This window comes from Azospirillum sp. B2RO_4 (genome assembly GCF_051124815.1).
In the GTDB taxonomy this organism is placed as follows: domain Bacteria; phylum Pseudomonadota; class Alphaproteobacteria; order Azospirillales; family Azospirillaceae; genus Azospirillum.
Genome location: NZ_CP118487.1, coordinates 240,809 through 261,682, shown reverse-complemented (window position 1 = coordinate 261,682; position 20,874 = coordinate 240,809). Strand labels below are relative to the sequence as shown.

17 protein-coding genes are annotated in these 20,874 nt (G+C 69.7%); 12 read left to right on the top strand and 5 right to left on the bottom strand.

The features are described from left to right. Positions 1-182: 182 nt before the first annotated feature. The 12 genes from PWS46_RS18845 (at position 183) to PWS46_RS18790 (ending at position 13,028) form a co-directional block, all read left to right on the top strand. The gene (locus tag PWS46_RS18845; protein WP_434622942.1) at positions 183-848 is read left to right on the top strand and encodes a response regulator; all 666 of its coding nucleotides are present in this window, start codon (positions 183-185) and stop codon (positions 846-848) included. Further along, positions 848-2,296, top strand: a complete 1,449-nt coding sequence (locus PWS46_RS18840; protein ID WP_434622941.1) for a sensor histidine kinase — start codon at positions 848-850, stop codon at positions 2,294-2,296. The genes PWS46_RS18845 and PWS46_RS18840 overlap by 1 nt, the downstream gene beginning before the upstream one ends. A 516-nt stretch (positions 2,297-2,812) precedes the next feature. Continuing rightward, positions 2,813-2,959, top strand: a complete 147-nt coding sequence (locus PWS46_RS18835) for a hypothetical protein (protein WP_169054973.1) — start codon at positions 2,813-2,815, stop codon at positions 2,957-2,959. Between the two features lie 136 nt (positions 2,960-3,095). After that, positions 3,096-3,734 (top strand): bifunctional nicotinamidase/pyrazinamidase, encoded by a 639-nt coding sequence (pncA, locus tag PWS46_RS18830; protein ID WP_434622940.1) that lies wholly within the window; start codon positions 3,096-3,098, stop codon positions 3,732-3,734. Positions 3,735-3,844: 110 nt separating this feature from the next. After that, the gene (locus PWS46_RS18825; RefSeq protein ID WP_434622939.1) at positions 3,845-4,339 is read left to right on the top strand and encodes a GFA family protein; all 495 of its coding nucleotides are present in this window, start codon (positions 3,845-3,847) and stop codon (positions 4,337-4,339) included. A 25-nt stretch (positions 4,340-4,364) separates the two neighbouring features. Next, the gene (locus tag PWS46_RS18820; protein WP_434622938.1) at positions 4,365-5,075 is read left to right on the top strand and encodes an extensin-like domain-containing protein; all 711 of its coding nucleotides are present in this window, start codon (positions 4,365-4,367) and stop codon (positions 5,073-5,075) included. 113 nt (positions 5,076-5,188) lie between these two features. Continuing rightward, positions 5,189-5,680 carry a BLUF domain-containing protein gene (locus PWS46_RS18815; RefSeq protein ID WP_434622937.1) on the top strand — a complete coding sequence of 164 codons (492 nt, stop codon included), beginning with the start codon at positions 5,189-5,191 and terminating at the stop codon, positions 5,678-5,680. 122 nt (positions 5,681-5,802) lie between these two features. Then, positions 5,803-7,239, top strand: coding sequence for a cyclic nucleotide-binding domain-containing protein (locus tag PWS46_RS18810; RefSeq protein WP_434622936.1), 1,437 nt, complete (start codon positions 5,803-5,805; stop codon positions 7,237-7,239). Between the two features lie 420 nt (positions 7,240-7,659). Next, on the top strand, positions 7,660-9,435 hold the full coding sequence (locus tag PWS46_RS18805; RefSeq protein ID WP_434622935.1) for an N-acetylglutaminylglutamine amidotransferase: 1,776 nt from the start codon (positions 7,660-7,662) through the stop codon (positions 9,433-9,435). Between the two features lie 114 nt (positions 9,436-9,549). Further along, complete coding sequence (gene ngg / locus PWS46_RS18800) at positions 9,550-11,310, top strand: N-acetylglutaminylglutamine synthetase (RefSeq protein ID WP_434622934.1); 1,761 nt, start codon at positions 9,550-9,552, stop codon at positions 11,308-11,310. A 145-nt stretch (positions 11,311-11,455) separates the two neighbouring features. Further along, positions 11,456-12,514, top strand: a complete 1,059-nt coding sequence (locus PWS46_RS18795; protein ID WP_434622933.1) for an osmoprotectant NAGGN system M42 family peptidase — start codon at positions 11,456-11,458, stop codon at positions 12,512-12,514. Positions 12,515-12,563: 49 nt separating this feature from the next. Further along, positions 12,564-13,028: a nucleotidyltransferase family protein gene (locus tag PWS46_RS18790; RefSeq protein WP_434622932.1), complete on the top strand. Its 465-nt coding sequence runs from the start codon at positions 12,564-12,566 to the stop codon at positions 13,026-13,028. Between the two features lie 25 nt (positions 13,029-13,053). Here the strand turns inward: PWS46_RS18790 and PWS46_RS18785 are convergent, their stop codons facing one another. From PWS46_RS18785 to PWS46_RS18765, 5 genes are all read right to left on the bottom strand, one after another. Then, positions 13,054-14,724, bottom strand: a complete 1,671-nt coding sequence (locus PWS46_RS18785) for an ATP-binding response regulator (RefSeq protein WP_434622931.1) — start codon at positions 14,722-14,724, stop codon at positions 13,054-13,056. A 107-nt stretch (positions 14,725-14,831) separates the two neighbouring features. Beyond that, positions 14,832-15,599, bottom strand: a complete 768-nt coding sequence (locus PWS46_RS18780; RefSeq protein WP_434622930.1) for a response regulator transcription factor — start codon at positions 15,597-15,599, stop codon at positions 14,832-14,834. Further along, complete coding sequence (gene cheB / locus PWS46_RS18775; protein ID WP_434622929.1) at positions 15,596-16,726, bottom strand: chemotaxis-specific protein-glutamate methyltransferase CheB; 1,131 nt, start codon at positions 16,724-16,726, stop codon at positions 15,596-15,598. Before cheB ends, PWS46_RS18780 begins: the two co-directional genes overlap by 4 nt. Beyond that, positions 16,723-18,963 carry a hybrid sensor histidine kinase/response regulator gene (locus tag PWS46_RS18770; protein ID WP_434622928.1) on the bottom strand — a complete coding sequence of 747 codons (2,241 nt, stop codon included), beginning with the start codon at positions 18,961-18,963 and terminating at the stop codon, positions 16,723-16,725. The genes cheB and PWS46_RS18770 overlap by 4 nt, the downstream gene beginning before the upstream one ends. A gap of 181 nt (positions 18,964-19,144) precedes the next feature. Further along, positions 19,145-20,833 carry a methyl-accepting chemotaxis protein gene (locus PWS46_RS18765; protein WP_434622927.1) on the bottom strand — a complete coding sequence of 563 codons (1,689 nt, stop codon included), beginning with the start codon at positions 20,831-20,833 and terminating at the stop codon, positions 19,145-19,147. Between the last annotated feature and the right edge of the window lie 41 nt (positions 20,834-20,874).

Genomic DNA, 20,874 nt, shown 5'->3' with positions numbered 1-20,874 from the left:
CGTTTCCTCTCCTGCGGTTGGTTTCCACGGCGCCGTTGCGGGCCGGGTTGGTTGGGCTTACAAGCGACTTTGTCGTGACTATAGGCGGCCAACCTGTCGTCAATCTGTCGCGAGTGGAAATTGTTGGCGGAACGGAACAGGGGCGTTCGGATGATGGCCCGGTCTGACGAAGGGTGCCGCGCTTGCGCATCCTGATCGTGGAGGATGACGCCGCCCTGGCGCGCGGGCTGACCGCGTCGCTGAAGCTGGCCGGCTATGCCGTCGACCATGTCGCATCGGGCGAGGAGGCGGCGCGGCTGGAGCGGGCGGAGCCCTATGGGCTGGTGGTGCTCGATCTCGGGCTGCCCGACCTGTCGGGGTTCGAGGTGCTGACCCGCATCCGCCGCCGCGGCTCCACCGTGCCGGTGATGATCCTGACCGCGCGGGAGGCGGTGGCCGACCGGGTCAAGGGGCTGGATCTCGGCGCCGACGACTATCTGCTGAAGCCCTTCGACCCGGCGGAGTTCGAGGCACGGGTGCGCGCGCTGATGCGGCGCGGCCAGGGCACCCCGGTGCCGGAACTGGTGTGCGGAGGGCTGCGCTACGACCGCTCCACCGCGACGGTGACGCTGAACGGCCGGGCGCTGGATTTGCGCAAGCGCGAGCTGGCGGTGCTGGAGGGGCTGATCACGCGGGCCGGCAAGGTGGTGCCGAAGGACCGGCTGGCCGGCGAGGTGTTCGGCTTCGACGAGCCGGTGGCGCCGAATGCCATCGAGCTGTATGTCGCCCGGCTGCGCAAGAAGCTGGAACCCGACGGGCCGCAGATCCGCACCATCCGCGGGCTTGGTTACCTGATGGAAAGCACCTGATGGCAAAAAAGCCGGAGCGGGTGCCGTCGCTGCGGCGCCGGCTGCTGACCCGGCTGCTGGTGCCGCTGGGTGCGCTGGCGGTCGGGCTGGGCGTCGGCGGGTCGGCGCTGATCCATGGCTTCGTGCAATCGACCCATGACCGGCTGCTCGCCGGCTCGACGCTGGCCATCGCCGAGCGGCTGGCGGTGGACGACGACAATGGCGAGGTGACGGTCGACCTGCCCGCCGTCGCCTTCGGCATGCTGGAGAGCCAGGCGCGCGACAGCATCTACTACAACGTCGCCCATGAGGGCGGGGTTATCACCGGCTATCTCGACCTGCCGCTGCCGGACATCTCGAAGATGCCGGCCAACGTCACGGTGTTCCGCGATGCGACCTATCGCGGCCATGCGGTGCGGGTGGCGGCGCAGATCCGGCGGCTCTACGGCGTGCCGCAGCCGGTGCTGGTCCAGGTGGCGGAGACCACGGCCGGGCGGCGGGCGGTGGAGGTCGATCTGCTGCTGTGGCTGACCCTGCTGGAGGTGGCGCTGGTCGGCGGCAGCGGATTGCTGGTGTGGGGAGCGGTCGGGCGCGGGCTGGCGCCGCTGGGGCGGCTGCGGCGGGTGATCGACAGCCGGTCGGCACGCGGCATAACGGGAGGCGGAATGGCGCTGGTTCCGCTGCCGCTTGCGGTGGTACCGGTGGAGGTGCTGCCGCTGGTGATCGCCATCAACGGGCTGCTGGCCCGGCTTGACCAGTCCATCGGCACCATGCGCCGCTTCACCGCCGACGCCTCGCACCAGCTGCGCACACCGCTGGCGGTGCTGCGCACCCATCTGGCGCTGCTGCGCCGCTTCGGCACCGACAGCGCGGAGGGTCGCGCGGCGCTGGACGATGTCGAGGGGGCGGTGAAGCGGCTGGAACGGCTGCTGGTCCAGTTGCTGGCGCTGGCCCGCGCCGACGAGGACCCGCCGGCGGTGCCGGCCGCGCCTGAGGTGACCGACCTGCGGCAGGTGGCAATGGAGGTCGCCGCGGAGCAGGTGCCGGCGGCACTGGCCCAGGACATCGAGGTGCGGTTCGAGGAGCCGGAGGGCGGGGACGCGGGGCTGCGGGCGGTGGGAAACCCGGTGCTGGTGGGGGAACTGCTGGGCAACCTGCTGGACAACGCCATCCGCTACAACCGGCCGGGCGGCACGGTGACGGTGCGGGTTGGAGAGGGTCCTGTCCTGGAGGTGGAGGACGACGGCCCCGGCATCCCGGAGGCCGAGCGCGAGCGGGTGTTCGAGCGCTTCTACCGCCTGGACCGTCCGGGCGAGCCGCCACGCACCGGCAGCGGGCTGGGCCTCGCCATCGTCCGCGCGCTCGCCGACCGGCTGGGGGCGGTGGTGCGGCTGGACGCCGGGCCGGACGGCCGGGGGCTGAAGGTGACGGTGACGCTGCGGCCGGCGGATGGGGGGCACACGCCGTAAAGGCAATGGCCGAATTGTTCCGACACGCCGCAGGATCATCCACCGCTTTTTCAGCGTCATTCCCGCGAAGGCGGGAATCCAGCCGTTTCAACGGTTTCATTGCGGAGTTTCTGGATCCCCGCCTTCGCGGGGATGACGCAAAGTTCCTTTCGTTTCAGAAGCTTAGCGATGCCTGGAATTGTGTGAATGCCGTAGCTCCCCCCGGGGAGAGGGGATGGAGGCGCCACCCCAACCTCTGCCATGACAATTTTGTTAACCTGAGCTGCGCGGATATGTCGCCGGCTTCCATTGCCAGTTCGCAGCTGCGGGACTATCTGACCGCTCCGCGCAGACTGTGCCGGCAAGGTGTTGGAAGTAAAGACTGTCCGGATAACGGACGATTATTTTTCCTCATCACGGTCCAGTCCACGGAAGAATGAAGCAGCGTCCGGCGTCTATTGCCGGGAAGACCGCGGAATAAGGGTCTGGCTGCCCCGAACGGGTGGCCGAAAGAGGTTAGGGAAAGGGTCAGTCGCCATGCTTTGCAACATCGTCACCGTCGCCTCGCTGGGCGTCCTTCTGCTGTCGGGCATCGGCTTCAGCATCACCAAGACGCCGAAGCAGGACCGCCAGCATCAAACCGACATGCCGCGCCGTATCGCGGACGAGAACATCATGGGGTGATGCGTATCGCTGCCGCCGCTTGGCGGGAGCGCTTGTTTGTTGCCCTCTCCTGAGTTGGGGAGAGGGCGGTGGAACCGACCGGCGGATGTGCCTACACTCCAGGCGATCGTTTTCATTCGCCGGATGGACACAGCCGATGCCCACCCTCATTCCGCAACCGGCCGACGCGCTGGTCCTGATCGACATCCAGAATGATTTCTGCCCCGGCGGCGCTCTGGCGGTGGCGGATGGGGATGCGGTGGTACCGGTGGCGAACCGGCTGGCGCAAAGGTTCGGCACGGTGGTCCTGACGCAGGACTGGCACCCGGCCGGCCACCGCTCCTTCGCCAGCGCCCATCCCGGCAACGCGGCGTTTTCGGCCGTCGAGTTTCCCTATGGGCCGCAGGTGCTGTGGCCGGACCATTGCGTGCAGGGCACGAAGGGGGCGGAGTTCCATCCGGATCTCGACACCACGCGGGCGGAGCTGGTGCTGCGCAAGGGGTTCCGCGTGGGGATCGACAGCTATTCGGCCTTTTACGAGAACGACCGCAGCACGGCGACCGGACTGGCGGGCTATCTCCGCGAGCGCGGGGTTACGCGCGTGGTGCTGGCCGGGCTGGCGACGGATTACTGCGTGGCCTATTCGGCGGAGGACGCCGTGCGCTGCGGATTCGAGGCGGTGGTGGTCGAGGACGGCTGCCGCGCCATCGATCTGGACGGGTCGCTGGAGACGGCGCGGAATAGGCTGGTGAAATGTGGGGTGGTGTTCTGTTGGGAGGGGGAGATCAGGGGATAAGTCCCCTCTCCCGCCCCTCGCACAGACTTCGTTTGTGCTGACGGCGTCAGGCGGATCGGAGATCCGCCGAGAGCCGCGGGAGCGAGCATTTTTCCGAGGAGAACGCTGCCATGAAGCTTTCCGGTTCCTGCCGCTGCGGCGCCGTCCGCTTCACGCTGAACTCGCCGACGCCGGTGCCCTACATGCGCTGCTACTGCACGATCTGCCGCAAGAGCGCCGGCGGCGGCGGATACGCCATCAATCTGGGCGGCGACGCCGACACGCTGGAGGTCGAGGGGCGTGAGGCCGTCGCGATGTGGCGGGCGCCGATGGCGGACCCCGATCATCCGGAGCGGACCCACCTCGGCCCGTCGCACCGGCATTTCTGCAAGCACTGCGGCACGGCGCTGTGGGCGGAGGATCCGGCCTGGCCGGAGCTGGTCCATCCCTTCGCGTCGGCCATCGACACGCCGCTGCCGACGCCGCCGGAACGGGTGCACATCATGCTGGACTTCAAGGCGCCGTGGGTGGAGGTGCCGAGCGGGCCGAACGACGTGCATTTCGCCCGCTATCCGGAGGAATCGCTGGAGGACTGGCACCGGCGGCACGGGCTGCTCGACCGCTGACGGCGGTCGGCGATGGCGATCGGCGATGGCGAGGCTGTTGCGATGGCTGGCGCTGCTGGTCCTGCTGGCGCTGGCCGGGGCGGCGGCGGGGGTGTGGGCCGGGCTGATCGTGGTGCCGGCGCGCTATGATCCGTGGGCGCGGCTCGATCTGCGGGCGGAGCCGGACTGGCTGACCGGGTTCAAGCTGTCGCGGCTGGAGCGCGAGCCGGAGCAATGCCGGGCGGCGCTGGGTGAGACGGGCTTGCGCTTCACCGCCCTGCCCGACCGCGATTCGGATGAGAATTGCGCGCTGCGCGGCGTGGTGCGGGTGGCGCGGTCGGATGTGGCGTTCAGCAGCGGCTTCATCGCCACCTGCGGGCTGGCCGCCGCCTGGACCCTGTTCGAGGCGAACGCCCTGCAGCCGGCGGCGGAACGGCATTTCGGGCAGCGGGTGGCGCGGGTCGAGCATCTCGGCAGCTTTGCCTGCCGCAACGTCTATGGCCGGACGTCGGGGCGGCGCAGCGAGCATGCGACCGCGAATGCCATCGACCTTGCCGCCTTCGTGCTGGCCGACGGGACGCGGGTGGGCGTGCTGGGCGACTGGGAGGTGAAGCCGGACGGCCGGAAAGCGGCCTTCCTGCGCGATGTGCGCGACGGCGCCTGCCGCTTCTTCGACGTGGTGCTGGGACCGGACTACAACGAGGCCCACCGCAACCACTTCCACCTTGATATGGGGACCTTCCACACCTGCCGCTGAGACCCATCCGGTTCGGAATATGCCCAGCGGCTGCGACACCGACTCTACGAAAGAAAGGGTTACCACGCAGCGGTTTCCTCGCCATTTTCATAAGTAAAAATGGGAGGAACGCCATGCTGACTCTGCTCTACCGGAGTGATGCGGTCTCTCTGCTGCCTTTTTCGGCATTGGCGGACATTTGCGTACGAAGTTCCGCAAAGAACCGGCGTCTGGGCATCACCGGCTTCCTTATCGAACATGAGGGCACGTTTCTTCAGGTGCTGGAGGGCGAGCCGAAGGCGGTGAACGAACTCTTCGACCGCATCTCGCACGACGAGCGGCACTGCAACATGGCGGTGCTGGGCCGGTGGGAACGGACGGGACGGTCCTTCGGCTTCTGGGCGATGAATTTCGGCCCGCTGGACGATCCGTCCTTCTGGCAGGGGGAGTTCGCCGATCTGCGCGACGGCGATGCCTTCCGGCGCAAGAGCGGCAATGCCGACACCGCGCTGGCGGTGCTGTGCCGCGCCTATGCCTTCGCCGGCATGGTCGCGGGGTCCGATCCGGTGATCGGCGGCTTCGTGATGGGATACCCGCGGGCCTTGCCGGGTCCGGCGAGCGTCTGAACGGTCAAGTCTCTGATTCGATTGAGCGGATTCAATTGACCGCTTGACGGGAGGGCGCGTGCTCGTGCCATCGTCGCCCCTCGCCCGGCCGAGGTTGGCCGGCGGCCGAGGAGTCCCCGTCGATGAACGCCTTGCGGCGTCTGTCCGCCCCTGCCCTGGTCCTGGCCCTTCTGGCCGCGCTGGTCGCCGCCAAGCCCTGGCTGCACAGCCATCTGGAGCCCTTCGTCGGGCTGCCGCTGAGCGGCGGTTTCGACATCGCGGTCGCGTCGGCCGCGTGGCTGGTCGCCGCCTGGGGCGGGGCGCGGGTGATCGACATGCTGGCGGCGGGCAACGGCGGCCGGCCGCCGCGCATCCCCCGGCTGCTGGCCGACCTGCTGCGCTTCTTCGTCTATGGCGTCGCGGTGCTGGCAATCCTCGCCTTCGTGCTGGAACAGCCGGTGACGGGGCTGCTGGCGACCTCGGGCGTCGCCATCGCCGTGCTGGGCTTCGCGCTGCGCAACATGATCGCCGACATCTTCGCCGGCATCGCGCTGAACATCGAACATCCCTACCGGCTGGGCGACTGGCTGGAGCTGTCGCCCGGCGTGGCGGGGCGGGTGGACGAGATCAACTGGCGGGCCACCCGGCTGATCGCCAGCGACGGCACCGCCATCGTCGTGCCGAACGGCATCGTCGCCGGCAGCCGCTTCGTCAATTACAGCCGCCCCAACCCGGCCTTCCGCGCCTCCGTCCCGATCCTGCTGGACCAGGAGGTGCCGGTGGAGCGCGCCAAGCGCATCCTGCTGTCGGCGATGCTCTGTGCCGACGGCGTGCTGCCCACGCCGCGGCCGGACGTGATCGTCGAGGCGGTGACGCCCAACGGCGTGTCCTATCTGGCGCGCTTCTGGACCGACGACGGCGGGCGGGTGTCGATGGTGCGCGATGCCGTGCTGACGGCGGCACTGTCCAACCTCGCCCGCGCCGGGATCGAGCCGGCCCGACCCAAGCAGGAGATCCGCCGGCGCCAACCGGGGCCGCCCGACGGCGGCACGCTGCGGCGGGGGCTGCTGCGCCAGCTGGAGCTGTTCGACGCCTTCGACGACAAGGAGGTCGACGCGCTGGCCCAGGCGATGCGCCAGTTCCACATCCCCGCCGGCACCCCCGCCGTCCGTCAGGGCGACGCCGGCGAATCGCTGTTCGTCATCGCCGAGGGGGTGTTCGACGTCCAGGTCGCCGCCACCAGCGCCGCGGACGCGGAGGATGGGCAGCGCTCCGGCGTGGTCCACCTGACGCGGTTGCGGCCGGGCGACCTGTTCGGCGAGATGTCGCTGCTGACCGGGCAGCCGCGCAGCGCGTCGGTCGTCGCCTGCACCGACGCCGTGGTGTTCGAACTGGCCCGCGGCCATCTGGACCCGGTGCTGCGGCGACGGCCCGAGCTGGCGGAACGGCTGGCGGAACTGATGGCCGAACGCCAGACCCGCAATGTCAGCCAGTCCAAGCGCCAACAGGGCGTCACCCCGCCGCCGCCGGCGGAATCGCAGGCGCTGCTGGCACGGCTGCGGGGCTTTTTCGGGCTGTAGCCGGAGCTTTATGTCCCCTCTCCCCCCGGGAGAGGGTTAGGGTGAGGGGGAAGCGTGGCGGCCCCTTATCGAGAATCCTCGCGGTGCATCCCCCTCACCCCGACCCTCTCCCCGGGGGGGAGAGGGAGAATTCCGCCGTCCACAAACGGTGGCAAAATTGGAACTCCATCCCTATCTAAGCAGTCCCGGTCGTTATACGGCCGGCTGCGAGCGGTGATGCCCGGCGGTCTTTCTTCATGGAACCTCGGGCGGTGCGCGGCGTTATGCGCGCGGGTGCCGGCAATGATTTTGCGATCGGAGCATCGTCCATCGCTCGCAACGGGTGGCGGCCGCATTCCGCAGCCGGCGCCCCCGGTGTTTGGCCCTTCTTGCGGGTCGAGCGCCCCTTCGTCCTGAACCAACGAGGAGGCTCGACAGCCGATGTGCGGACTGAGTGGTGAAATTCGTTTCAAGGCCGGCGAGGCGGCCAGCACGGTGGCCGTCCAGGCCATGTGCGACAGACTGGCGCCCCGCGGGCCGGACGGCCACGGCCTGTTCGCCCATGGGCGCGTCGCCTTCGGACACCGCCGGCTGAAGATCATCGATCTCAGCGAGGCATCGCAGCAGCCGATGGTGGATGCGGCCCTGGGGCTCGCCATCGTCTTCAACGGCTGCATCTACAATCACCGCGATCTGCGGGAAGAGCTGGTCGGGCTCGGCTACCGCTTCTTCTCGGAGGGCGACACCGAGGTCCTGATCAAGGCGTATCACGCCTGGGGTCCGGATTTCGTCAAGCGACTGAACGGCATGTTCGCCTTCGCCATCCACGAGCGCGACAGCGGCCGGGTGGTGCTGGGCCGCGACCGGCTGGGCATCAAGCCGCTGTACTTGGCGGACATTCCCGGCGGCCTGCGCTTCGCGTCCTCGCTGCCGGCGCTGGTCGCGTCGGGCGGGATCGACACCGACGTCGATCCGGTGGCGCTGCACCATTACATGAGCTTCCACGCCGTCGTCCCGGCGCCCTACACCATCCTGAAGGGCGTGCGGAAACTGCCGCCGGCCACGGTCATGATCCTGGAGCCGGACGGCACCCGGCGCGAGAACAGCTATTGGTCGCTGACCTTCGGGCCGCAGTCCGGCGACGAGGGGCGCGACTTCGCCGACTGGCGCGAACTGGTGCTGGAGACGCTGACCCGCGCGGTGCGCCGCCGGCTGGTCGCCGACGTGCCGGTGGGCGTGCTGCTGTCGGGCGGGCTGGACAGCTCGCTGATCACCGCGCTGCTGGCCGAGAACGGGCAGAGCGGCCTGAAAACCTTCTCCATCGGTTTCGAGACGGTGGGCGACGAGCGCGGCGACGAGTTCCAGTATTCCGACATCATCGCCAAGCATTTCGGCACCGACCATCATCGCCTCTTCGTCGACAGCGCCCGCGCCCTGCCGGAACTGACCGACTGCGTCCGCGCCATGTCGGAGCCGATGGTCAGCCACGACAACATCGGCTTCTTCCTGCTGTCGCAGGAGGTGGCCAAGCATGTGAAGGTGGTGCAGTCGGGCCAGGGCGCCGACGAGGTGTTCGGCGGCTATCACTGGTATCCGCCGCTGCTGGACAGCACGGACGCCGTCGGCGATTACGCCCGCGTCTTCTTCGACCGCGATCAGGCGGAGATGGCGGAGGCGCTGGACCCGCGGCTGGTCGGCGAGAACCATTCCCGCCGCTGGCTGGAACAGCGCTTCGCCATGCCCGGCGCCGAGCGGCCGGTGGACAAGGCGCTGCGGCTCGACACCACCGTCATGCTGGTGGACGACCCGGTGAAGCGGGTCGACAACATGACCATGGCGGCAGGGCTGGAGGCGCGCGTGCCCTTCCTCGACCATGAACTGGTCGAGCTGGCCGCCCGCATCCCGGCGGAAATGAAGCTGCCGGACGGCGGCAAATACGTCCTGAAGGAAGCGGCGCGGCGCGTGGTGCCGGCGGCGGTGATCGACCGGCCCAAGGGCTATTTCCCGGTGCCGGCGCTGAAATACCTGCGCGGTCCCTTCCTGGAGCGGGTGCGCGACGTGCTGAACGCCCCGGTGGCGCGCGAACGCAGCCTGTTCCGGCGCGAGTATCTCGACCGGCTGCTGGCCGATCCGGAAAGCCACATCACGCCGCTGCGCGGGTCGAAGCTGTGGCAGGTGGCTCTGCTGGAATTCTGGTTCCAGGAACAGGGCCTGTAAGCGGTCCATCAAAGCTAAGAACGCTCCGCCGGCAACCGACCGGGCGCGGGACCGATCCGCGTCCGGCGGCGTTTTCCGAGCGAGGAGCCGCATCCGACGATCAGGGGGATCCCAATGAGCTACGCCCGCGTGAAACCGCACCGGCTGGAACGCGCCGCCAGCGCCACCCTGCGCCACACCCGGCGCTACACTGGCCGTCCGCCGGCCGGAGAGACCGAGGCCGACGCGCCGCGCGCCGACGTGGTGGTGGATTGCGGCTGGGGCCGGCTGATCTTCGCCCACACCTTCGGCGATCTCGACCGCATGATCGAGACGCTGCGGCAGGAGGCGCCGGGCACCCGCGACATCGTGTTCTATCTGCAGGACCCGCATGTCGCGCTGTCGCGCGCGCCGCAGGAGCTGTTCCTCGACCCCTCCCACACCTTCCGCCTATGGCTGACCGATTACCGGCCGTCGCGGCGGCGGCCCAAGGGCTACAGCGTCCGCCGGCTGCGCACCCGCGAGGATGCCGAGGGCGTGCAGCGCATCTATGCGCGGCGGCGGATGGTCCCGGTCTCCTCCTCCTTCCTGGTGGCGTCGCGCAACAGCCGGGTGCTGACCCATTTTGTCGCCTGCGACGATGCCAGCGGCGAGGTGATCGGCTCGGTGACGGCGGTGGACCACGCCCATGCCTATGGCGATCCGGAAAACGGCAGTTCGCTGTGGTGCCTGGCGGTCGATCCGCAGGCGTCGTTTCCGGGGATCGGCGAGACGCTGGTGCGCACCGTGGCGGAGCATGTGCAGGCGCGCGGGCGGGCCTTCCTCGATTTGTCGGTGCTGCACGACAACGAGAACGCCATCGCGCTGTACGAGAAGCTGAATTTCCGCCGGATTCCGACCTTTGCGCTGAAGACCAAGAACCCGATCAACGAGCGGCTGTTCACCGGCCCGCAGCCGGGCGAGCGGCTGAACCCCTATGCCACCATCATCGTCAACGAGGCGCGGCGGCGCGGCATCGGCGTCGATGTGGTGGATGCCGAGGCCGGCTATTTCTGCCTGACCTGGGGTGGGCGCAGCGTGGTCTGCCGCGAATCCCTCAGCGAGCTGACCAGCGCCGTCGCCATGAGCCGCTGCGATGACAAGGCGGTGACGCGGCGCGTGCTGGAACGCGCCATGCTGAAGGTGCCGGCCCAGGCGGTGGCGGGGAGCGCGGAGGAGAACGCCGCCTTCCTGGCAACGCATGGCCGCGTCGTGATCAAGCCGGCGCGCGGCGAGCAGGGGCGCGGCATCACCGTCGACGTGCGCGACGCCGAGACGATGGAAAAGGCCATCGCGTCGGCCCGCCAGCATTGCGACACGGTGCTGTTGGAGCAGTTCTGCGAGGGGCAGGATCTGCGGATCATCGTCATCGACAAGAAGGTGGTGGCCGCCGCGGTGCGCCGCCCGGCCGAGGTCACCGGCGACGGCACCCACAGCGTGCGCGAACTGATCGAGGCGCAGAGCCGCCGCCGCGCCGCCGCCACCGGCGGGGAAAGCCACATCCCGATGGACGCGGAGACCGACCGCTGCCTCGCCGCCGCCGGCAAGAGCCTGGACGACGTGCTGGCGGCCGGCGAGGTGCTGCCGGTGCGCAAGACGGCGAACCTGCACACCGGCGGCACGATCCACGACGTGACCGACAGCCTGCACCCGGAACTGGTGGAGGTGGCGACGGTGGCGGCCCGCGCGCTGGACATCCCGGTGGTGGGGTTCGATTTGCTGGTGGAGGCGCCCGACCGGCCGGGCTACGTCTTCATCGAGGCGAACGAGCGGCCGGGCCTCGCCAACCACGAACCGCAGCCGACGGCGGAACGTTTCGTCGACCTGCTGTTTCCCCAGACGCGGGGGGTGCTGTAGGCCCCCCCTCTCCCCCCCGGGGAGAGGGCCGGGGTGAGGGGGATGCACCGCGTGGATTCTCGGTAAGGGGTCACCACGCTTCCCCCTCACCCTAACCCTCTCCCCGGGGGGGAGAGGGGACTTTCAGCAGGAGGAAAAACCGACCATGGCCGTGCCGCTGCCCATCGATATGGGCTATGTCACCGACATTCTCTACCGGCTGCTGACCACGCCCAGCCCGACCGGCTATACCACCGACGTGGTCCGGCTGTGCTGTGCCGAGCTGGAGCGGATGGGCATCCATTACGAGCTGACACGGCGCGGCGCCATCCGCGCCGACCTGAAGGGCGTGCGGGCCAGTCCCGACCGGGCGCTGGTCGCCCATGTCGACACGCTGGGCGCCCAGGTGAAGATGCTGAAGGACAATGGCCGGATGGAGCTGGTGCCGATCGGCCACTGGTCGTCGCGCTTCGCCGAGGGGGCGCGCTGCACCGTGCTGACCGACCGCGGCCCCTGGCGCGGCACCATCCTGCCGCTGAAGGCGTCGGGCCACACCTTCAACAAGGAGGTGGACAGCCAGCCGGTCACCTGGCAGCAGGTGGAACTGCGCGTCGACGCCCCCTGCCGCAACCGGGCGGAGTTGGAGGAGCACGGCTTCAACATCGGCGACATCGTCGCCATCGACCCGCAGCCGGAATTCCTGGAGAACGGCTTCATCGTCTCGCGCCATCTCGACGACAAGGCGGGGGTGGCGGTGATGCTGGGCGCGGCGAAGGCGGTGGTCGATGCCGGGGCCGCCCTGCCCGTCGACTGCCACCTGCTGTTCACGATCTCCGAAGAGGTCGGATCGGGCGCGTCCTCGATCCTGCATCAGGACGTGGCGGAGATGGTGACCATCGACAACGGCACCACCGCCCCCGGCCAGAACAGCAGCGAATACGGCGTCACCATCGCCATGGCCGACAGCACCGGCCCGTTCGACATGGCGCTGACCCACTCGCTGATCACGCTGTGCAAGGCGCAGAACATCCCGCACCAGCGCGACGTCTTCCGCTATTACCGCTGCGACAGCGCGTCGGCTATCGAGGCCGGCAACGACATCCGCACGGCGCTGGTCTGCTTCGGCATCGACGCCTCGCACGGCTACGAGCGCATCCATGCGAACGCTCTGGAAAGCCTGGTGCGGCTGCTGGTGCTGTATCTGCAGAGCCCGCCCCGGGATTGAGGGTAATGCGCCGGACCTGCTAAACTGGAGTGGCTTCAGTGAGGACGATATGCAGGGCGCCGAACGAGACAGCCACCCTCCCACGCCGACGGTGCCGGACGAACTGCTCCGCCCGGTCATCGCCCATTTCCAGCCGCGGAAGGTGATCCTGTTCGGCTCGCAGGCGCGGGGCGATGCCGGAAGCGACAGTGACTTCGACCTGTTCGTTATCGTCGAGGACGATACGCCGCCGGAACGGCTTTCCTGGCAAAGCAAGTACGAAGCCCGCAGGACCTATCACCGGGCGGTCGACATCGTCGCCTGCCGTGCTTCGGTATTCGAACGCAAGCGCGGCGTGGCAGGGTCGCTTTCGAACATTGCCGACCGGGAAGGCGTGGTCGTTTATTCGGCTGATCTGGACCGGCGGCCCGCAATCGGAGATACCCCCTCTCCCCCCCGGGGAGAGGGTCGGGGTGAGGGGGTGGCACCGCGTGCCTTTCCCAAGAGTCCTCGTTGCGCTTCCCCCTCACCCTAACCCTCTCCCCGGGGGGGAGAGGGGACTAATGGGCCATTCCCGCCGTCCCGTCCCGCCGCACCTCCTCCAGCACGCGGCGCAACTCTCCGGGGTGGAGCGGCTTGTGCAGGAAGGCGCAGCCGCGGCGCTGGCCCTCCAGCAGGGATTCGGGCGCGGTCTCGCCGGTCAGGACCACCGCCGGAATGTCGGCCTTGAACAGCTTGCGCACGCGGTCGATCACGTCGAAGCCGGAGACCTTTCCCGGCAGGCGCAGGTCGGTCAGGATGGCGTCGGGCGGCCCCTCCAGCCCATCGACAGCCGCAAACACCTCGCGCATGTTGGATGCGGAGACGAAGGCGCAGCCCCAGCTTTCCAGGGTCAGCAGCAGGCCGGACAGCACCATGCTGTCGTCGTCCACCACCAGGATGCGCATGCCGTCCAAGGGCACGGCCGCCGCCCCGTGGTCGGCCGATGCCGTCGCCGACAGGGTGTCGGCAGCCGCCCCCTCCCCGTCCAGCCGGTCCACCGTGACGGCGAAGACCGAGCCGCGGCCGGAGCGCGACCGCACGTCGATGGGCGCGCTCAGCAGAACCGACAGGCGCCGCACGATGGCGAGGCCGAGGCCGAGGCCGCGCGTCGGGTCGCGGGCCGGGTTGGTCAGCTGGTGGAATTCGTCGAAGATGACATCCAGCTTGTCCTGCGGAATGCCGAAGCCGGTATCCCACACCTCGATCCGCCACTGGCCGTCGCGCCGGCGCAGGCCCAGCAGGATGCCGCCGCGCTGGGTGTAGCGGATGGCGTTGGCCAGCAGGTTGCGGACGATGCGGCCGAGCAGCACCGGATCGCTGCGGGTGAAGGCCCGGCAGGGCAGATGGACGCGCAGGCGCAGGCCCTTCTCCTCCGCCTGCGGACGGAACTCCTCGGCCAGCGACTGCAGCATCGCGTCGAGCGACACCGGCTGCAGATCGGCCTCCACCGTGCCGGCGTCCAGAGTGGAGATGTCGAGAAGCGCGTTCAGCAGTTGCTCGCCCGCCGTCATGGCGTTGGCCAGCATGCCGGCGGTGCGGCTCGCCCGCGCGTTGTCCTGCACCTGTGTGGTCAGGGCGTCGAGGAACAGCCGCATCGCCTGGAAGGGCTGGCGCAGGTCGTGGCTGGCCGAAGCGAGGAAGCGGGAGCGCGCCGCCGTGGTCCGCGCCACCTCCGCCCGCATCGCCTCCTCCAGCTTTGCGATGGCGCCGTCCAGCGTCGCCGTCGCCAGCACCCCCACCACGCGCCCGTCGACCAGCAGCGGCGTGGCGCGCAGGCTCAAGGGCGGCTCGGTCGGCAGCTGCAGCGGGGCGCTCTCCGGCGGCATGGCCGGGCCGTCCGTGCCGTAGAGCGGGCGCAGCGCCTCGGCCACCGCCGGCCAGCCGCCGGACAGCAGGGTCGGCCCGCTCTCGTCGCGGGTGGCGGCGCGGGGCTGGTTCAGCAGGGTGGCCAGCGCCTCGTTGCAGCGGACGGCGGCCATCTCCGGCCCGCCGATCACCAGCATGGTCGGCACCGTCCCGGCCGCGCAGACCCGGCGCGCGTTGTCGAGACACTCGCGATAGCGCAGATCGGTCGGGGACATTGGGGTGGCCGAAGATCGGTGCATCGCGTCGGGGTCTCTCGCGTCGGTGTCGCCGGTGAGCGGGGTGAGGATCGGAGTCTCGTGGAACGGCTGGAGGCTGATCGCCATCGGAGTAGGCACCGGCACCGGTCGGACCGTAGGACAGTTTCAGAAAGTCCGCAGAGAATAAACGGACAAGCCGGCTTCCGAAATCACACGATGGCTCTACTCCCTTCCTATGCGGAAGGTGCAGGCCGCGGCCGCCGCATAAGATGATCCTCCACAAAATATTTCCGACGCAGAAGCGCCATCAGGCGGGTCTTCAGGACATCCATTTCCTGCGCCTTTCCAACGAAATCGTCGGCGCCGGCGTTCAGGCTGATCATCAGCTGCTCCTCGTCGTCCTGGCTGGTCAGGATGACGATTTGGAAGAACAGGCCGCGCTGGCGCCGGAACCTGTCGAATCTTTCGCAGAGCTGGGTGCCGCTGGTGCCCGGCATTACGAGGTCGAGGATGACGCAGTCGAGCCCACCGCCGGCGAGCGCCGTCACCGCCTCGTCGGCGTTGCGGGCGGCGGTGACGGTGCAGCCCTCCTGCTCCAGCTCGGCGCGTAGGAACTCGCGGTAGGTCGCGCTGTCGTCGACGATCAGGATGCGGGCGCGGCGGAAGATTTCCGGCACGGTCGGCGGAGCGCTGCGCCGCTCCAGCAGCGCGCAGGCGGTCTCCACCAGCGCCTTGGGGTCGGAGGGATCATGCTCGCCCTCGCCACGGCCGAGCACCATGACGGCGGCGTCGCTGCGCGCGCGCAGGTCGGCAAGGCCGGTGGGGCCAGCAAGCTCGCCCTCGACGATCAGCAGGTCCTGCGAATTGCCGGCGATCTCGGCCAGGGCGGATTCGACGCCTTCGACGCAGACGGTCTCGACGCCGCGTTCCTCCAGCAGAAGCTTCAGCAGAAGCCCCTGCGTCTGGGAACCCATGACCACCAGGCTGCGGAGTCCGTTCATGGCGCCATCTTCTCGTCGGAGGTCAGTTGCAGCAGCCGTCCGGCCACCCGGTCGAGAGGCAGTTCCTCCACCGCGCCGCCCAGCCGCACCGCGGTGCCCGGCATGCTGTGGATCACCGCCGTGGAGGCGTGTTCGGCTATGGTGTAGGCGCCCACCCGATGCATGTCCACCAGTCCCCTCGCTCCGTCCTCTCCCATGCCGGTCAGCAGCACGCCGATGCCCGAGGCCCCATAGGCGCGCGCCATCGACTGGAACAGCACCTCGCCGGACGGGCGCTGGCCGCACACCATCGGGTCGCCCGACAGGTGGATGGCGCCGTTGTCCACCAGCATGTGCCGGTCGCCCGGCGCCACATAGACAGTGCCGGGGCGCGGCTTCACCCCCGCCTCGCCCAGTTGCACCGGCAGCGGGGAGACGGTGCCCAGCCAGTTGGCGAAGCCTTCCATGAAGGGAGCGCCCATGTGCTGGACCACGAAGACCGGCAGCGGGAAGCCGGCCGGCAGTTCCCGCAGGACCTTGGACAGCGCCGCCGGGCCGCCGGTGGAGGCGACGAGGCCCAGCCCACGGAACCGGCGGATGCGGCCGTCGGCGGTCACCGCCGCCTCGGGCAGGCGGCCGTCCGGAGCCGGGGTTTCGCCGGGGACGCTGTAGGACCGCGCGCCCCGCGCGGTGATGCGGTGGCGGATGACCTTCACCTGGCTCATGATGACGAGCTGGGTACAGAGATGGTGCGCCACCGTCTGGTAGTCGGCGCGCGCCATGCTGCCCGGCTTCTCCACCACCGCCAGCGCGCCGGCCTGCAGCGCCCGCATCGGGATGTCGAGGTCGCGCACGTCGGACGCCACCACCACGATCGGCAGCGGGGTCTGCCGCATGATGCGGCTGGTGACCTCGAAGCCGTCGATGCCCGGCAGGCGGATGTCGAGCGACACCACGTCGGGGGCGTTCTTCTCGATCATGCGCAGGGCCTGCTCGCCGCTGGAGGCGATGCCCGCCACCTCCAGCCGCGGGTCGGCGCCGATGACGTGGCTGAGAAGCTGCTGGATGACCGGACTGTCCTCCACCACCAGCACGCGGATGCGACGGTTTCCGGTGGTGGAGGATCCGGCGTTGCCCGCCCCGCTCACAGCAGCCGCCGGATGCCGGCCAGAAGCTCGTTCTGGTCGAAGCGCGTCTTGACGATGTAGGCGTCCGCCCCCAGCCGCAGGCCGCGCTCGCGGTCCTCGTCGCTGGCGCGCGAGGTGACGAGGATCACCGGAATCTCCTCCAGCCGCCTGTCGGCCTTCACCGCCTGCAGCAGGGCGAACCCGTCCATCCGGGGCATCTCGACGTCGCTGATGATCAGGCCAACCTCCATCCCTTCGGAAAGGCGCTCCAGGGCCTCGCGCCCGTCCACGCACAGCGTCACCCGATAACCATGGGCTTCGAGGATGCTCTTTTCCAGCGTGCGGGTGGTGATGCTGTCATCGACGACCAGGATATGCGCCCGGGCAGGGGTAACCTCTTCCGCCGGGCGTGCGGGGGGCGGCAGGACGCTGCCGGGCAGCGGCATCAGGCCGGAGATGTTCAGCACCAGCGCCGGCCCGCCGTCGTCCATCAGCACGGTGCCGAGATAGCGGCCGCTGTCGAGCCCGGTCTCCTCCGCCGCCGTCACCACCGTCTCGCGCGTCGCGACGAAGCGGTCGACCGCCAGCGCCAGCCGGCGGTCCGCCGCCCGCACCACCACCAGCGACAGCGAGCGTTCGGCGGCGGGCACCACCGGCGCCTCCATACCCAGCAGCGCGGCCAGCGAGGTGACGGGGGTCTCCTCTTCGCCGATGCGGATCATCGGGGTGCCGACGCCGGAGAACAGCGTCTCGGCGGTGGCGGTGCGCAGCCGGACGACGTCGGCGGACGGGATCGCCAGGATCTGGTCCTGCACGGCGACGAAGACCAGACGCTGGCTCAGCAGGCTCAGCGGCACCTCGATGGTGACGGCGGCGCCGCCTTCCGGCCGGTCGGCGATGGTCAGGTTGCCCTGCAGCCGTTCCACCTCCCGCCGGGCGATGGCCAGCCCCATGCCGCGCCCGGCCAGTTCGGTGGTGCGCGACGCGGTGGAGAAGCCGGGGTGGAACAGGAACTCGGTCAGCCGCTCCAGCGGCATCTCGTCGCCGGCGGACAGCTCGTCGGCGTCGATCAGGCCGCGTTCCGCCGCCTTGCGCAGGATCGCCGCGCGGTCCAGCCCGCGGCCGTCATCCTCGATGCGCAGGCGCAGGCGGGAGCCTTCCACCGACGCGGCGATGGTGACGCGCGCCGCCGGCCGCTTGCCCAGCGCCAGCCGTTCCGCCGGCGTCTCGATGCCGTGGCTGATGGCGTTGCGGGCGATGTGGAGGATGGGGTCCTTCAAGCGCTGGAGGACGTTGCGGTCGGCCTCCACCTCCAGGCCGCGGACGTCGACCTCGACCTCCTTGCCCTCGGCCCGGCTGATGTCGCGGATCATGCGGCCGAGACCGCTCAACTGGTTTTCCGCCGGCAGCATGCGCAGGCGCCGCATGTCCTGCTGGAAGCCGCCGCCCCAGCGCCGCATCGACCACAAGAGCCGGTCATGGCTGCGGTGCGCGCCGTCGAGCGCGCCGCCGAGCGCGCGGAAGCGCCGTTCGAAGGCCATCAGGGCGGGCAGCGCGCCGCGGCCGTCGAGCGCGTCGGCACCATCCTCCGGCCGGGCGTCGAGCCGGGCGCCGCGGCCGAGCTGCACGCGCAGATGCCGCCATGCGCGGTCGAGCGCCCGCCATTCCTGCCGCATGGCGCGGAGCTGCTCGCCGAGGCCGGCCTGCGCCTCCACCTCCGGCAGCAGGGCGGAGGCGGTTTCCGACAAGCGCTCCAGCCCCTGGGCGGCGATGCGGACCAGGGCGGCGGAATCGGCATCGCCGGCGGGCTCGCGCCGGCGGGTCGGACGGCCTTCGGCGGCACGGGCGGGCGTTGCCGGGGCGGGGACCGGAGGGACGCCGCCCCCGCCGGCCAGCGCGTCGAGGTCGGCGAGCACGCCGGCCGTCTCCACCTCGCCGCCGCCCTGGAGCGACCAGGCGACCAGATCCTCGATGGCGTCGAGCGAGCGGCGGAACACCCCGACATTGGCGGCGTCGAGCGGGATCTCGCCCTTCTGCACGGCGATGAAGGCGGCTTCCAGCCGGTGGGAGATCGCCTCCACCTCCGGCAGGTCGACGGCGCGGGCGGCGCCCTTCAGGCTGTGGGCGCGCCGGTGGATATCGACCAGATCGGGCGCCTCGCCCGTCGCCTCCGCATCGCGGAGCGCGTTGCGGATCGCGGCGAGATGGTCCTTGTGCTCCAGGTCGAAGGCGGCGAGCAGGCGCTGGCGGATGTCCATCAGGGTCCTCTCACGCCCGACGCCGGTCCCCTCTCCCCCCCGGGGAGAGGGTTAGGGTGAGGGGGACGCGCGGCGGGACTTTTGGGGCAATCATGCAATGCCTCCCCCTCACCCCGACCCTCTCCCCGGGGGGGAGAGGGGGAGTGGGGCGGGCGAGAGGTAAAAAGCCGCATCATCCGCATCACACCCGGTAGTTCCGCACCGCCTCGACCAGGCCCTGGCCGAGGTTGTTCAGGTTGGCGGCGGCGCCTTCCAGCTGGCGGGTACCGGCTGCCGTCTGGCTGCTAGCCTCGCGGATGTTCTGCAGCGCCTGGATCACCTGCTCCAGGCCGATCTGCTGCTGGTTGGTGCCGGCGACGATCTGCTGGAAGGCGAGAACGCTCTCCTGGATGTTCTCCGCCATGGTGCGGATGGTCGATTGGGTGGCGTCGGTCTGGCGCTTGCCGGCGGCGACGCGCTTCACCGCCTCCTCCGTCAGCATGACGGACGCATTGATGCCGTGCTGGATCTCCGACAGGTTGGAGCGGACCTGGGCGGTCGCCTCCTTCGACTGGTCGGCGAGGCTCTTGATCTCGCCCGCCACGATGGAGAAGGTGCGGCCATGCTCGCCGGCCGCCGCCGCCTCGATGGCGGCGTTCAGCGCCAGCAGGTGGCAGCGCTCGGCGATGTCGTTGACCGTCACGATGATCTCGCCGATCGCCTGGGTGCGCTCGGACAGCATGACGATGTTCTCGGCCACCGCCTCCGCCTGTTCGCGGATGGCGTCCATCGCCTGGATGGTGTCGTCCACCGCCTTCATGCCGGAATGGCTGGAGGACGCCACCGACTGGGCGCCGTGCGAGACGTCCTGGGCGCGGCGGTTGATCTGGGCGCCGGATTCGGTGATCTCCGACAGGGTCGCCGTGGTCTGCTCCACCGCCGCCAGCTGTTCGGCAACGCTGGCCGACTGCTGCTGGGTCGAGGCGCGGATCTGGGCGGTGGCGGCGTGCACGCTCTCCGCCGTCTCGCGGGTGGTGCGGGCCATCGACTTCAGCCGGCCGGCCATCTCGTTCAGGTGCTGGCCGAGGACGGACAGCTCGTCCTTGCCGGCGATGGCGATCTCCTGCGTCAGGTCGCCGTGGCCGACCTTGGTGACGAAGTCGATGGCGCGGCCGAGCCGCCGGGTGATGGAGCTGCCGATCAGATAGGCGACCGCCACCGCGATCAGGAAGACGACGACCAGCGCGATGACCGAGGACTGGATGGCGGAGTTGTAGATCGACCGGATGTCGGCGCGGCCGGCCTGGGTCAGATGGTCGATGGCGGTCTGGGCCTGGGCGATGCGCGCCTCCATGTTCTTGCGCAGCTCGTCCACCCGCTGGCGGCGCTGCAGCGCCTCGGCGATCTGGTTGCGCTCCAGCATGGTGTAGATCGTCCGCGCCTCGTCGCCGACCAGGGTGATGGCACGGGACATCTCGTTGACCGACGTGTCCAGTTCGACCCAGCCGCGGCGGCGGCTGTCGGTCACGCCGGTGGAGGACCGCTCCGCCACCATCGCCCGCAGCTGGCCCAGCCGGTCGCGCAGCTGGGCGCCGACTTCGTCGTAATGGCGGCGCAGCGGTGCCAGCAGCGTCGGGATCTCGGCCGTCCGACCTTCGGCGTTGGCGACGGACACGGCGTTCAGCGCCGTCTCGCGCGTGCTGCGCAGCTCCGCCTGCAGGTTGCCGACGTCCGTCACCATGTCGGCGGCTTCGTTGTCGTAGGTCGACACCGCCATGATGACGTCCAGCGCATCGGAAAAGCGCGACATCTGATAGAGCGCCAGCAGCGCCGTCAGGACGCAGACCACGCCGAATCCCAGGACCAGCTTGTGCGCGACTTTCATGTTCATTCTTGGACTCCAGCCCCGGACGGCTCTTCAGGTGGATCGGT